This window comes from Mesonia hippocampi, from assembly GCF_014197445.1.
GTDB classification, from domain to species: Bacteria; Bacteroidota; Bacteroidia; order Flavobacteriales; family Flavobacteriaceae; genus Mesonia; species Mesonia hippocampi.
In genome coordinates, this window is the sequence record NZ_JACIFO010000010.1 from 54,421 (window position 1) to 69,111 (window position 14,691).

At 28.3% G+C, this 14,691-nt stretch carries 11 protein-coding genes; 5 read left to right on the plus strand and 6 right to left on the minus strand.

Going from position 1 to position 14,691, the window contains the following annotated elements:
- Positions 1 to 308: 308 nt before the first annotated feature.
- The 6 genes from GGR32_RS10530 to GGR32_RS10555 all read right to left on the minus strand — a co-directional run bounded on the left by GGR32_RS10530 (position 309) and on the right by GGR32_RS10555 (position 6,787).
- The gene (locus GGR32_RS10530) at positions 309 to 2,222 is read right to left on the minus strand and encodes a DUF262 domain-containing protein (RefSeq protein WP_183478164.1); all 1,914 of its coding nucleotides are present in this window, start codon (positions 2,220 to 2,222) and stop codon (positions 309 to 311) included.
- Positions 2,215 to 3,588, minus strand: coding sequence for a DUF262 domain-containing protein (locus GGR32_RS10535; protein ID WP_183478165.1), 1,374 nt, complete (start codon positions 3,586 to 3,588; stop codon positions 2,215 to 2,217). The genes GGR32_RS10530 and GGR32_RS10535 overlap by 8 nt, the downstream gene beginning before the upstream one ends.
- A gap of 126 nt (positions 3,589 to 3,714) precedes the next feature.
- Positions 3,715 to 4,029 carry a hypothetical protein gene (locus tag GGR32_RS10540; protein WP_183478166.1) on the minus strand — a complete coding sequence of 105 codons (315 nt, stop codon included), beginning with the start codon at positions 4,027 to 4,029 and terminating at the stop codon, positions 3,715 to 3,717.
- Between the two features lie 224 nt (positions 4,030 to 4,253).
- A complete protein-coding gene (locus GGR32_RS10545; protein ID WP_183478167.1) occupies positions 4,254 to 5,231 on the minus strand; it encodes a nucleotidyl transferase AbiEii/AbiGii toxin family protein in 978 nt (325 codons plus the stop codon).
- Entirely contained in the window at positions 5,228 to 5,953 is a 726-nt protein-coding gene (locus tag GGR32_RS10550; protein WP_183478168.1) for a type IV toxin-antitoxin system AbiEi family antitoxin domain-containing protein, read from the minus strand. Before GGR32_RS10550 ends, GGR32_RS10545 begins: the two co-directional genes overlap by 4 nt.
- 180 nt (positions 5,954 to 6,133) lie before the next feature.
- Entirely contained in the window at positions 6,134 to 6,787 is a 654-nt protein-coding gene (locus tag GGR32_RS10555) for a hypothetical protein (RefSeq protein WP_183478169.1), read from the minus strand.
- A gap of 244 nt (positions 6,788 to 7,031) precedes the next feature.
- Here GGR32_RS10555 and GGR32_RS10560 point away from each other — a divergent pair, with 244 nt between their 5' ends.
- From GGR32_RS10560 to GGR32_RS10580, 5 genes are read left to right on the plus strand one after another with little or no spacing between them, the layout of a single operon-like run.
- A complete protein-coding gene (locus tag GGR32_RS10560; protein WP_183478170.1) occupies positions 7,032 to 8,348 on the plus strand; it encodes a TolC family protein in 1,317 nt (438 codons plus the stop codon).
- A 22-nt stretch (positions 8,349 to 8,370) separates the two neighbouring features.
- A complete protein-coding gene (locus GGR32_RS10565; protein WP_183478171.1) occupies positions 8,371 to 9,381 on the plus strand; it encodes an efflux RND transporter periplasmic adaptor subunit in 1,011 nt (336 codons plus the stop codon).
- A 12-nt stretch (positions 9,382 to 9,393) separates the two neighbouring features.
- Entirely contained in the window at positions 9,394 to 12,480 is a 3,087-nt protein-coding gene (locus GGR32_RS10570; protein ID WP_183478172.1) for an efflux RND transporter permease subunit, read from the plus strand.
- Complete coding sequence (locus GGR32_RS10575; RefSeq protein ID WP_183478173.1) at positions 12,470 to 13,309, plus strand: ABC transporter six-transmembrane domain-containing protein; 840 nt, start codon at positions 12,470 to 12,472, stop codon at positions 13,307 to 13,309. The genes GGR32_RS10570 and GGR32_RS10575 overlap by 11 nt, the downstream gene beginning before the upstream one ends.
- A 30-nt stretch (positions 13,310 to 13,339) precedes the next feature.
- Positions 13,340 to 14,476 (plus strand): helix-turn-helix domain-containing protein, encoded by a 1,137-nt coding sequence (locus GGR32_RS10580; protein WP_183478174.1) that lies wholly within the window; start codon positions 13,340 to 13,342, stop codon positions 14,474 to 14,476.
- The last annotated feature ends 215 nt before the right edge of the window (positions 14,477 to 14,691 follow it).

A 14,691-nucleotide genomic window follows, 5' to 3' on the forward strand; every position in this document is an offset into this window, starting at 1 on the left:
TAATAAAGTTTGGTTGGACAATCTAAAGCCTGTTTAAATCTAGATTTTGTTAGTAGTCTTTGTTTTTTCATAGCAAGTAAAAATTTATGAGTACTAATTAAATTATTACTAATGACAATCTATGTCGTAGTTTCTTTATATTTTCATATAAATATGGAATTATATAATTCTATTTAAAAGAAAGTCTTTTCATAGTATCAAAAAATGCTTTATATAAAGCTCTCTACTTCATTTACCTAATTAATAGAAATTTTTAGATTTTTTAATTTTCTAAATAAGTACTAGTTAGGTTTTCTATAGTTTATTTGTTAGTTAGATTTTTCATAATTGAAGTTTACAAGTTTCGATTTCATCTCAAGTGTATGAGCTTTTATTTCTTTTTCTCCCCAATTATCAATATCGTCCATCATTAATTGTTGTTTCAAACTATCTGGTCCAACTTTTATGTAATAATCTTTTTTAGCAGAAGGTAAATGATTACTCAATCTAGAGTTTTTACTACTGCTTATTAAGCATAAGTTTCCAAACAAATCGTATATAGATTTATCAATTGCATGCTCTTTTGAAATAGGGTTTTGAGGATAGTAATGCTCTACAGAACTCCTAAAAGTAAACTCAAAAGATGAAGAGCCGTTTACGTTTTCTTTCCATAAAATATAATCTAAATAATTGAAAACGAAGTTTTCAACAGCTGTTCCTCTATCTAATAAAGCTAATTCATAATTGTTATTTACTGTGATAGCATTATTTTTATATATTATGTCATAATAATCTACAGGCTCTCCCTTTATTATATATCTATCAAACAAATAAGCTTTGGATAAATTTTGTAAATACTCTATATAATCTTTTTCTACTATTTTATCCTTATTAAATAAATAATTCAAACAAGCATTTAACCAATGTTTATAGACTAGAGTAGGTGTAGAAACATGAAACATTGAAACCAACATTATAAGTTCTTTATTTAAGGCTTCATCATCAAAGCTATTTACATAACTTACTTTATTACCTGCATACCATTTTAGTTTTTTTAAACTCCATTGGTCTTTTTCTTTTATAAATTCTCTTTTAATTACAAATTGATCAAATAAGTGTTTAATCTTTAATAGACTAAAGCCAAAATCCTTAACGAATTCAATTTGTTTTTGTTTATCAGGATTTCTTAAATAAACATCAAATACATCTATTAGTCTTTTATCATCTAATGGTACATTTGTTTTTGTTTGAATTCGTAAAACGTGAAGTAAAAAGTTTGAGAAGTTAATCACCGAGTTAAAACGCTCTGGAGCATCTTCTTTTTCTTCCGTATTATGTTCAAACTTTCCTCTGTATGTAATTATTTCATCTATAGTAATTTTTTTCCTATCGTTTTCTTCTATTTTATTTATTTGTAGCTCTGCTAATTCTTCTAATGAGGAAACCTTTAATTTATTCCAATTATTATATGTAAAGATTTTATCTCGTTGTGATGTGGTAAAGCCATATTGAACATAACGTTCCATATCTGAGCAAGCTTCCCATACTTGGTTAAAAGTTTTATTAAGTTTTTCATCATCTTTTAAAATCTCAAGCATATTAGCTTTTAATATTTCGTGTTTTTCTAATTGTTCGCCACGATTATTCATTATTTCAAAATAATGGTTTAAATCGGTTTCTTCTGGCACAGAAACCCTTACTAAACGAACATTTTTAGTAAGATAATTATAAAAAAGTGTTACCTTTTCTTCTGTATCTAAAAACCTATAAAGCACTTTTTCAGCATCAAAATAACGCTGCTTTATATTTGTGTTGTAATCTTTATTAGCGATAAATGAAACTCTTGTACTTTGATGGTTGTTTATCACGTTTAAAGTATCTGTAGATTTTTTTCGGCTGTCAAAACTTAAATTTAACTGATATTTAATTTTATTTTCTATTTGGACATTAAATATTCGATGGATAGCATTAATTATAATATTTAAGGTTGTTAAACGTTGTTGTCCGTCTATGGTTTCGTAAATAACCTCACCCTCTGAATGACGTTCGTAAACAACCAAAGTACCTATATAATAATTTGTTTTAGCTTTTTCTTTATCAAATGCATAATCAGAAATATCTTGAATTAATTGTGTTATTTCACCTAATCCCCAAGTATAATTTCTTTGATAAATAGGAATTACATAGACATCATTATTTTCAAATAATGATTGTACAGAAAAAGAAGGTATCTTGTTACTCATAGATATAGTTCATTTTAGAAAATAAGTTTTTAATAGCTTCTGTTTTATTTGAAGCTATTAAATCATTTTGATTTAATATTTCCATTTTAATATTTAAAAAGTCAGATGGTTTTAAAGCTTCTTTTATTGTTTTAAAAACGAATGGATAATTTAGAGCATAATTATCGATTGAAGCTAACTGTACACTATGATAGGTTAGACGAATACTATAAGCCCAAATAAAAATACGTTCAATAGCTCGTTCTATTTCGGCAACACCAAACTTATCTATATAGAAAATTAAAGCGCAATCAAATAAATTACGGACATATTTATCGCCAGTTCTATTTCTACCTTCATATTTATCTAAAGTACTCAAAACCTCATAAGCAATACTATCTTCTTTTGCACTTATTTTTAAGTTTTCAATCACTTTAACATAATGATTAATCATTTCAAAAAAGCGCTTTCCATTTATAGTTACTTGATCTAATTGAAACGGATAGGTCATATTGTTTTTATCTATTCTTCTATTGAAGTCTTGATTGTAAGCTTCTACATAAAAATGACTTATTCGGTAAATACTTGCAAATGGAAAAGGTTCGTTTACACTTGGGCTAATACCTTTAAATACCTCTATATCGCCTTTTGTAAATTTCCTAGCAGATTTAGAATTTGCCCAATTTTTAATGCGATATAAATAATTGGCAAAGGTTCGTTTTAGCTGCTCTAATTCCATTTCTTCCCATTTATCTACTGTTTTTATACGTTCATCTTCTGAAGTGTTATCCATCATTTCACGTAAATGAAATGCTTTTAATAAATCGTGCGGAGCTAAATCTACCCCACGTGTGTTTTGAGAGTCGAAAAATTGAAAGGCTTCTGAGATATCATTTAATATCACCTTAACCACCTCGCAATGCTCGTAAAAAAAATATACGGTATCTACATCAAAGTCTGCTATTCTACGCTGAATTTCTAAATAGTTTTCTCTAATGTTATTTTTGCTTACTTGATTGGTAAAAGAAAGCTTTTGTGTAAGTTCTAAAGAGGGAATATTTAAATTAACATTTTTTAGTTTTTTTACTAAATCTACATTATTCTGTATAGCTAATCCAATAAGCAGTAAGGTTATAGTACGTTGCTGTCCATCTACAATATTTAGCTTATCATGTTCATCTAAATGATATACAATAGTGCCTAAACGATAAGCGGGTTTTTGTTTAAAAAATAAAATATCATCTAATAACTGATTTACATTTTTACTAGACCATTTATAGGGACGTTGATAATTAGGGATTTCTAGATTAGTGGTGCTAAGTAGTTGTTTTACGGTAATAATATCAGGCTGTATTACTGAATCTTTTTTGGATGGATTTTTGGTCATAATTCATTTACTTTTCTTTAACGGACATTTTTATTTTAATGATTGCCAAAATATTTAGTAGACTACTTTTATATTCTTACAGTGTTTTATTCATTATGTGAGTAGTAGTCTAAAAAATAAGAGAGCTTAATCGCTCCCATATATACTGTCAAAATTCATAGACTCTTCATCAAAATCGTCATCATGCCTGTCAGGAAACATTATATCTAAGGTAGCTTTTTCGTCGTAAAAATCATTAGCTTTTTTAAAACGTTTAATTCTTTTCTGAAGTTTCTCAAAAGCATTAAACTCAGGGCTATCAAAATCTCTTAAAAAATAATCTCGATCAGAAGAAAGTTGTTCTTCTAAGGCGTAAATTTTTTCTTCAAGTGTATCTTGATCTAACTCCTCTGCTTCATTTTCAATTTCTTCAAATTGATTTATATAATCTTGAATACTCATTGTTTTATTTTAATAGGCAAAGTAAATGAAATATATGACAAGCTATGTCACAGTATACCTTATTTACTATATTTTATTCATAGGTTTTAAAAATACTAAAACATACATTTATATAATTATGGATTTCCTTAATTATATGATTGTATATTTATAAAAAGCAACTGCTAAAAATAGGAGTAATGCTTTTCGTAGGACACATTGTTGTGTATTTATCTTTATTTGTTTTATAATATGATATTCCAATGAATGGAAGTTATTCTTTTCTGAATAAGGATTAAAGTATTTAATAATTCGTTTTCATCTGGAAAAGAGCCGTAAACCAAATTTTTAAAGTCTGATTCATATGTCACCTTTAAATCGCTCCATATTTTTTCAGGGTTTTTAAATATTAAAGAATTAAGAGGATGATTTTTCAACCATTCATTGTTGTTTTTAAAGCTTTCTACATCATCTTGAGCAACCTTTAATAACATTTTGTCAAATTCTTCTGATTTAAAAAATGTGAGTAATTCTTCTTCAGAAAGAAGTTGGTTCAAGTCATATACGTGTCTAATTTTGTTCTTTAAATCTTTAATAGGGTTTTCTCCATATGAGAACCGAACTAAACTCATAATTTTTTCACAAATAGTTCTGCTTGGTTCTAAAACAAGTACATTGAATGGTAATAAATCTTGTTCTTTAGCGATTTTAATTTGTTCATTGTTCATCATCATTTCACCTACAAAAGAGCAAACACTTTTAGTAGTATAGGGTTCAAAGTAACCAAGCCAAGTAGCTTCTACCGCAATAGCATCTCTTACTTGACCATAATTACCGTTAAATTCTTTACTGTATGAGTGTGCCGTTTTACGATTCATTCCCATCTTGTGAGTTAAACCTGCTATTTCTATTTCTGGCAGTACATTATTCACTACATTACTAATTGTTCTTATTTTAGTAGTAAGTTTATTATTTGATTCTCCTTCTCTTCTTAAGACGACTAGATCAATGTCTTCTGAAAATCTTTCAATTATGTTATAACATTTAGATAATGCTGTTCCGCCTTTAAAAACAGTGTCTTTACCAATTTTATCGTTGAATATTGTAAAAAGAGCATATGTTACCCAATAGTCTTTTTCTACAAATATTGCTGGTATTTGCATTTGGTCAGATGTAAACTGTATAGCTTGTCTAAATAGCTTTTTGTCTAGATGAAGTTTCATATAATATTCCAGTTAGAAGCGTTAGTTAATACTTTTTTTGCCCCAGAAATCTCATATTTAGTAATTGGGTTTAGAGATTCTTTCAGGCTAATTGTTATTGATTTATTTTGTATTTCGTCTAATAATGCACCTAATAAAGCTCTTGTAGATGGTGGGTATTTTAAAGCAAGCCGTGTTAATTCTTTTTTATCATCTAAACTTAATTCCCTAATTATTTCCAAAAATCTTAAACAAGATGTTTTTATGGTAGTGTCTGGTATTTTTTTTACATACTTAATTGAATCTAGAATCTGTAGCAGAGGAATATTTTTTTTGGTAATTATATTTTTTTGATTGATAAATGATATAGTGTAACGCTCTCGTTTGAATTTAGGGCGAGTTTGATTTTTTCCTATTTGTATTATGTTACTAACTTGAGTTGTTAACCCTAATTTATTATATATGCTATAGCCTGTTAGGTATCCAACCACCTTACCATCTTCATTTAGTAAGTCTTTAACTATTTGTTCTTGACTAGGCTGAAGAGTTCCGAAAGGGGTTTTTTCAGGTTTGAAATACTTTCCTTTTGATAATTTTTCAATTTTGCCTGAATTTACCATGCGATTTAAGGCTTTGATGATTGCTTCTTTTTTGTTTACATCAACATCAAAGTCTTTATAAGTGAAAATATATCCTCTTGGAAGACGATCTATTGTGTTTCTTATGTGTTCAGTTACTTTCAAGTGTTTTTTTTAAACAAATATAGAAAAAAATGTCCAGTTTTTTAATTAATAAACTGGACATAAAACGGTTTGTTTGGAAAGTAATACTATGGAGCTTATCTTTGTGTTGCTTGCAACACAAAGATAAGCTCCATTCCCTTCCTTTTTATTTGTTTTCATAGGAGTTATTGTTGTACAGCGTTATTTATATTCAGATTTCATTTGTTTTATTAATTCTAAGCCTTCTCCTTCAAAATTTTGTTCATTAATATCTTGTATCAGAGTCTTAATTGCCTGTAACTTTCTAGAATCACTAATTTCCAAATTGCCAATAACTTTTAAAGCAAAAAGAATTTCTTCATTTTCATCTCTTGCCAACAAATTTTTAATTTTTTCAGCAATTGAATTGTGAATTACCTTATCTGAAAAGCTTGATTTCGAAAATGATTCTATAAGACATTCGAAATTGGAATCTTCACGGTCAATTCCTCTTAAAGTAGATTTTATAGACTTAATGACAATATCCTTACTGACCTTTTCCTCCTCAATTTTTTCAAAGACTTCATTTATTTTATCACATTCAATATCTTTAAGAATAGCTGTAATGATATTTTCAATTAATACGTTTTTATCTAATCTCATTAGTAGCTTTAGTAAATCAAATTTTTTACTATCACTTTGTTTAGATATTACTTCTTCAAAATCCTTAGCGAGAACACTATTTGCAAGAGATTCTGAAATCCATTGTATTATTTTTTCTTTATTATCTTCGTTAATTAGATTTATATAGCTTGTATAAATTGACTGAATTTGTTGTTCTGTTAAACCTTTCTCCGCATTTGTTTTTTCAAACATTAATAGTAATGTGTTCGAGATTTCCTTTTACTTTAGTTACTAATATTGTTCCCTTTTCAGTATTCATAACTTTAAGGCTAAAAAAACAAGCTAATTATATATCCCTATAAATCAAGACACTTTTTTTAATAGGAAATTTATCTAGGTTTATAGGGAAAGTCTTTAATTAAGTATAGCACAAATACATTTGCTCAAAAATAATAAACAAGTATTACAAAGAAAGCTTGTTTGAAATTTGATGTAAATGATTAACAACTTTCAAATAGTTACCAAAATAACAGTTGGTCTATTTTTAATTTTTAGTACAACTCTAAAAGCACAAGAACTTGACTTAAAAAGTTACATTGATTTAGTTAAGAATAATAATCTAGATCTTAAACAGGCAAATTATCAAATAAAATCTTCTAAAGAAGATAAAAAGATAGCACGTTCATTATGGTTGCCTAGCGTGTCTTTAGAAGGGTTTTATCAACGTGATTTTAATAAAAATTACCTTTTTATAAGTGATGAGTTCGATGGTAGTATTACACAATTAAGAACCAATTTTAACAACTCAGTCGATTTCAGTTCGACAATAACACAAGTATTATATGATAGTGATGTAATAGCTTCACTTAAAATAGCTAAACTAGCTGATGAGCTAAGCCTAATAAATATAGAGCAAGCTCAAAATGAAATTATAACACAAGCATCTATTTTATATTGGCAAGCTATTTTAGTTAAAGAAAGTATCGCTGTACTTGAAGAAGATGCAAATTTGGCAAAATTACAGTTTAATCAAATTGAGTCTGTTTATAAAAAAGGTGCGGTAAGTAAGTTAGAATTATATCAAGCTGAAGCACTTTACAAAGAAACACTTCCTGCTCTTAACAAAGCAAAAAAACAATACAATTCTTTGCTTAATGAGTTAAAAACAATAGCAAATATAGACCTTACAGAAGAATTTGTACTGGTTGATAATTTAGAGTCAATCACTGTTAATGTACAGTTGTCTGTTAATTCTGATAAGATAAATAACCAACCGCATCTTCAATCTTTAAAAAAAGAGATTGAGATTTCTGAAGTAAATATTAAATCTAAAAAAAGATTTTGGTATCCAAAACTCAATTTAGTTACAGGTTATAACTATATCGGACAAGACAATAGGTTTAATTTTAATAACAATAAAAATAAGCTCTTCTTTGGTCAATTACGTTTAAGTATTCCTGTATTTTCTGGCGGGAAAAATAAAGCTGAATTAGCAAAAGCACAAATTGAGAAAGATGTTATTCAAGTAAAATTTCAACAGAAAAAAGCTGAATTTTTAAAGCAGCTACATACAGCACAAATTGATTATAACTCAGCAATTGAAAATATTGATATAAGAAAATCTACTGTTGCCTTAAATCAAAAAGAAATAGCAATATATAACAAACAACTTCATCTAGGTGTGGTTACGCCTATAGACTATAAAGAAGTAAGATTAAGGTTATTACAAAGTAAGTTAGAGTTATTAAACGATTATCTAGAACTTCATATAGCATCACTTCAAATAAAACGCATTTTAGGAACAATTAAATAAAACTTTTTTGAAACAATATATAATGAGAACAAAATACACTTATCTGATGTTGTTACTGATATTTGTTATTAGCGCTTGTAATACAGAAACAAAACAAGAAATACAATCTGAGCTAACTAAAGTTATCGTAGAAACAAAAGCAGTAAAATTAGAAAAACGAGATGATTTAAAGTCATATTTTGGGACACTTCGGTTTTCAAAATCTACCAATTTTGTTGCACAACAAGCTGGTGTGGTAACTAAGTTAAATGCATTACCTGGTCAAAAGGTTTTAAGAGGTAAAAGCATTGTTACTTATCCGCCAATAGATTACCAATTACAAATAGAGCAAGCAAGAATTCAGAAAAATAAAACTTTAAAAGATTACAATAGACAAATTGAATTGTTCAATGCAGGCGCAGTAAGTAAAGTTTCAGTTGATGATTATAAGGCTCTGTTTGAAATAGAAAATAAAACATTACAGCAATTAAATAATGTAAATGTTATTAAAGCACCATTTACAGGTGTCATTACTCAGTTACACGTTACTGTAGGACAAGAGATTAATGCAGGAGAGCCTGTGTTTAGTATGGCGCAACAAGGTAAAGTTGAAGTTCAATTTTATGTTACACCCAACGAAATTAAGGATATACACATAAATGCTAATGTATTTTTTATAATTAATAAAGAAAAAATATACGGTAAAATATCAAAAAAAGCGATGCAGTTAGATGAACAAAGGCGTGCTTTTATGGTTACAGCAAGTTTTGATACATATAACGTAGTGTATGCAGGTAACACGATTGATGTTATGGTAGAAATAGGACAACCAAAAGAGCGTGTATGGATTCCTATTGATGCTTTTAGAAAACAAAGTGGAAAACATTATGTGTTTGTAGTTAAAAATAGTATTGCTAAACAACAAAATATTGTAATAGGAAAACGGTCAGAAACTGAAGTTGAAGTAATAAATGGTTTGGCTAGTGGTAATGAAATTGTGTTATCAGGCATTGATAAGTTAAGTGATGGCACTGCAATTTCTATCAAAAACTAATAAGTACTAACTATGAAAATAACAAAACTCGCTATAGATAGGCCTATAACTACTACAATGCTCTTTCTAGCATTGGTAATATTTGGGTATATGACATACAATAGGTTGGCAGTAAACCTATTTCCAGATTTAAAAATTCCTGCTGTAATTATAAATACAGTGCATATTGGTGCTACACCTGAAGAAATTGAAAAAGAAATTACTGATAAAATTGAAAAGGAAGTTGCAACATTAAGCGGTTTAAAAGAGTTAAAATCGTTTTCAATGCCTGATGCTTCATTGATTACTGTAGAATTTAATAATGGTACAGATCCAGATAAAGCTCTAAACGAAGTAAAAACCAAACTAGATTTAGTAATACCAGATTTACCAAAAGAAGCAGAAAGACCTTTGGTATTTAAATACAAACTATCAGATGCGCCTGTAATAGATTTAGTCGTGTCGTCAGATAAATTATCTGGTAGGCAACTTTACGATTATGTAGACAGAGAAATTAAAAACAAGTTAAGTCAACTTAATGGTGTATCTAAAATAGAATTATATGGTGGTGAAGAACGTGAAATAAAGGTACTTGCTAACAAAAAAGCAATGTATGATATGGGTATGAGTATTCAAGAAATTTCAGAATACTTAAAAGCAACTAATAATAAAATTTCTGGCGGTAGTTATATTAATACTAACCGAGTAGCATCTGTAACAGTTGGTGAAAATTACAAAACAGCAAACGATATCGCTAATAGCTATATTTCAACACCATTTGGTATTAAAAAAATCACAGATTTTGCTACTGTATCAGATTCAGTAAAAACGGTTCAAGGTAAAGCAATATTTTACGATGCAACTCAGCAAAAACGCTATACTAATATTGTAAGCGTAAGTATAATGAAAACTACAGATGCTAATGCAGTAATTGTAGCTCAAGAAGCTAAAAACTTGGTAGCACAAATGCAAAGTGAGCTTCCTAAAGAAGTTTCCTTAAGTGTACCTTTTGATACTTCAGAATATGTGGAGAGTGCTGTAGATGATGCGTTAACTAATATTATTTTAGGTATTATCATTACTGGAATTATATTGTTTTTCTTTTTAAATGATGTACGAACAACAATAATTGTTAGTGTTTCAATTCCAGTATCACTAATGGGAACTTTTATTGCTATAAAACTTTTTGGTGGTTCATTAAATATGATGACATTAATGAGCTTTTCGGTAGCTATTGGTGCTTTAGTTTCCAATTCAATTGTGGTGTTAGAAAATATAATTCGTTTACGTAATACAGGAATTCCAATTAAAGAAGCAGCTATACAAGGTACACAAGAGGTAATGATGGCAGTTATCGCATCAACAGGTACAAATTTAGTAGTGTTTTTACCTATAGCTTCTATGACCTCATCTACAGGTGCTTTTTTTAAAGAGTATGCACTTACCATTTCTGCAGCAACCATATTTTCACTTATTGTATCATTTATGCTAACACCAATGTTAGCAAGTGTGTTAATAAAAAAAGAACGCAAGCCAAATAGTTTAGCGAAACTATCTATTAGATTTTTTGATTGGTTAGAAAATGTTTACGAAAAATCATTAATTAAGTTACTATCTAAAAAGTGGAAACCTATTGCACTCTTTGCAGCTATGTTTACTTTGTTTTTAGGTACTACGCAATTATTATCATCAATTGGATTTGAGTTTCAACCACCAGAAGATAATGGCGATGTTTTTGTACAGATAGAAATGCCTTCAGGAACGTCTGTAAATGCTTCAGAAAAAATTATAAAACAAGTAGAAAGTCAAATTAATAGTGTAAATGGTGTACAATCTATCTTAACTATTATTGGACAAAAAGATGATTATACTGTTGGTGAAAACTTTGCAAATATCAAACTTAAATTAGTAAAAAAAGATAAGCGTAATTTTTCGAACTCTGAATTCGCAGCAGGTTTAAAGAAAAAGTTAGATGCCATACCAAAAGTAATTGCATCTGTATCAACAGCTAGTGCTGAGGATGGTGCACCTATTCAATTTATGTTAAAATCTAATAATCAAAACGATTTAAATACAGCTAATGCTATTATTTTAAAAGAACTAGCAAATGTTGAAGGACTGTTAAATTATGAATCTAGCTTACGAAAAGGAAATCCTTTAATTCATTTTAAACCTAACAATAGGCTGTTGGCAGAATTAAACTTAACATCTTTAGATATTGCTTTAACTATTAGAAATGCTGTAAATGGTATTAAATCAACAGTTTTAAAAGAAGATGGTAAAGAGTATGACATTACAGTAAGTTATCCTAATAGCGAAATTAATTCTGTACGTAAAATTGAACAATTACCCATTTTTACAGAGCAAGGTGTTTATACAGTTGGTCAGTTAGCAAATGTTTTTTATGAAGAATCACCTTCGCAAATTCAGCATAATAACAAGGTTAAAACTATAAACATATCTGCGAGCCTTACACCGAATGCATTACAAGGTGATGTGCAAAACACTATTTCAACATTAATAGAAAACACACAATTACCAAATTCTGTTAGCTTTTCTTGGGCGGGTAATATAAAAGAGCTTAACGAAGCTACAACAGATATGATGATTACATTTGGTATTGCTTTTTTATTAATGTATATGTTGTTAGCATCTTTGGTAGAAAGTTTTTGGCAACCAATTGTAATATTTACAACTGTACCAATGGCAATGATTGGAGTGTTTATTTTTATGTATGTTTTTGGATCTACAATGAATATTATGTCGCTTATGGCAATTATTACACTATTAGGTCTGGTAGTAAATGATGATATTTTAATACACGATTACACAGATTATTTAATGGATAAAAAGAAAATGAACTTGTATAAAGCCACAATTACTGCAGGAAGAACAAAAATGAAAACTGTAATAATGACCACAGTAGCTATTATTTTTGGTATGCTACCCAATGCAATGGGTATTGGAAATGCAGGAGCAGAATCAAGAACACCTATGGCAATAGTAACTATTGGTGGTATGATTACTTCAACTATTTTAACACTCTATTTAATTCCATCTGTATTCTATGTAATAAAAACCACTTTTGTTAAAAAGTATAAAAAGGGCTATGAATCTTAAAAGCACTATAAAAAAATATAAATTAAGCTATGGTTTTACATTGTTCTTAATTTTATTAGAAACAGTAATAGCTATTTTGTTTCCTCTATTTATAGGTAATGCTGTAGAAGATGCTATAAATCATAGTTATAAAGGAGCTATTTATTTAGGTGTTCTTGGTGTACTAGCATTATGTATTGGTACAGGGAGAAGAATTTTCGATTCTAGATTTTATGCAAGAGTCTATCAAGATTTAGGAGAAAATATATTAACTAAACAAATAAAGCTTTCATCATCTGTAAAAACAGCAAGATTAGGTATGATAGAAGAATGGGTAGAGTTTATGGAAAATTCTATGCCAGAAATTATAACATCTGTTGTTGGTATTATTGGTGTAGTTATTGTAATTGCAACACTAAACACTACAGTATTTATAGGCTGTTTAGTGAGTATAATATTAATAGCTTGTATATATTGGCTTAATAGTAAAAAAACAATTGCATTAAATAAAGGGTATAACAATGAGTTAGAATATCAAGTGGAAGTAATTGAGACTAATGTGCCATTTTTATTAAAATTACACCTTAAAAAGATGATGAAATGGAATATTAAATTATCAGATTTAGAAGCGTTAAACTTTTCTCTTTCGTGGTTAGTCTTGATAGTGTTTTTAGTATTATCAATTATTTTTTCTGTACAAGATGGTGTTGTTCAATATGGTGCTTTATTTGCATTAGTAATGTATGTGTTTCAATATATAGAAAGTGTTTCAGAATTACCACTATATTATCAAAACTGGTTACGGCTAAAAGAAATACAAATTCGCATAAATAATATTGATAAAGATTAAACTTAGCTCTATTTTTTTTAGATTCGTAGTATGAATCTATTCGATATAGCACCATTACTAAGTGTAATTATTGGTGCGCTTTTATTTATATTTATTTTATTCAGAAAAACAGGGTTAGGTAAAAGTAAAAAGATACGTTATGTCCTTGCTGCTATTGTTTTTTTATACACATTTACCGCTTTAGATTATTATATAACAATAAAATATGAAGGACAAACATCATATTTTGGGTTATCATATCTATTTATTCATTTGTTAGGTTTTTTATTGTATTACTTTGTGACTCTTTTTATTAAAACTGAGATAAATATAAAAAAATGGCTTACTGTATTTAGCATATTTACTGTTTTAAGATGGTTGTTTTTCTTACCTGTTTTTGAATATAGCTCATTACAAGAGTTTATAGTGTTCACTAAAAAAAATCGTTATGACGAGCTATTAGAGTTAGAATTTTTAATCACTTCAATTATAAATATAACTCTGTTCTTTTTAGCTTTTTTACGATTTAAAAAATCGCCTGTTCATATTAAGTTAAACAACACAGAAAAGTTTAAATATAACTGGATTAACTTAGTACTATTAGCATTCATTGTACTGCAATTGGCTGTGATTATTGGAGAGGTAATTACTCGAGTAACTATAGAAAACGATGTTACCTTTGAAATTTATAAATCAAGTATGCAATTTGAAACTTTGATAATCGCATTATTCTTTTTTGTATTTACGTATTCTATCATTCAATTTCCAGTTTTTGCATTTACAGGAGATTTTGAAGATTTACCTAAAATCACCCAAAATAAATATGTTAAATCATCATTAAAAGATGCTTCAGAACTCTTTAATGAGATAGATGATTTAGTTAGAACAAAAAAACTGTATTTAGATTTTGATTTAAAGCTAAATACAATTGCCGAAAGCTTAGATAAGTCTGTGCATCATATTTCTCAAGCAATAAATCAAAGTTCAGGTATGAGATTTCCTGATTATATTAATAGATTTAGAATAGATTTAGCTAAAAAAAAGCTATTAGAACCTAAACCAGATACCATTTATGCAATTTCGTTAGATGTTGGTTTTAATAGTAAAGCTGCTTTTTATACAGCATTTAAAAAATTCACATCTCAAACACCAACGGAGTTTAAAAAGGAAAATAAAAATAATTTATAGTGATATACTTTTGAATAAACTAGTATAAAGTAGGAATGCGGGGTAGTTGGCTACAAAATAAGTGACTAAAGTTAATTATCCGTTCATTTTGTCTTGACACAAAACGAACCAAAACTGTCAGTTGTGTTGCGAACATCTATTACCCCATAAAAACAACAAGACCGCTCTCTATAATTAGAGAACGGCCTTGAAGAACTTCAGTTATGAATTCTTAT

Bases quoted from the DNA above. Each gene is read 5' to 3' on its own strand.
- GGR32_RS10530 (WP_183478164.1), bottom strand. From the start codon at position 2,222: ATGAGTAACAAGATACCTTCTTTTTCTGTACAATCATTATTTGAAAAT.
- GGR32_RS10535 (WP_183478165.1), bottom strand. From the start codon at position 3,588: ATGACCAAAAATCCATCCAAAAAAGATTCAGTAATACAGCCTGATATT.
- GGR32_RS10540 (WP_183478166.1), bottom strand. From the start codon at position 4,029: ATGAGTATTCAAGATTATATAAATCAATTTGAAGAAATTGAAAATGAA.
- GGR32_RS10545 (WP_183478167.1), bottom strand. From the start codon at position 5,231: ATGAAACTTCATCTAGACAAAAAGCTATTTAGACAAGCTATACAGTTT.
- GGR32_RS10555 (WP_183478169.1), bottom strand. From the start codon at position 6,787: ATGTTTGAAAAAACAAATGCGGAGAAAGGTTTAACAGAACAACAAATT.
- GGR32_RS10560 (WP_183478170.1), top strand. From the start codon at position 7,032: ATGATTAACAACTTTCAAATAGTTACCAAAATAACAGTTGGTCTATTT.
- GGR32_RS10565 (WP_183478171.1), top strand. From the start codon at position 8,371: ATGAGAACAAAATACACTTATCTGATGTTGTTACTGATATTTGTTATT.
- GGR32_RS10570 (WP_183478172.1), top strand. From the start codon at position 9,394: ATGAAAATAACAAAACTCGCTATAGATAGGCCTATAACTACTACAATG.
- GGR32_RS10575 (WP_183478173.1), top strand. From the start codon at position 12,470: ATGAATCTTAAAAGCACTATAAAAAAATATAAATTAAGCTATGGTTTT.
- GGR32_RS10580 (WP_183478174.1), top strand. From the start codon at position 13,340: ATGAATCTATTCGATATAGCACCATTACTAAGTGTAATTATTGGTGCG.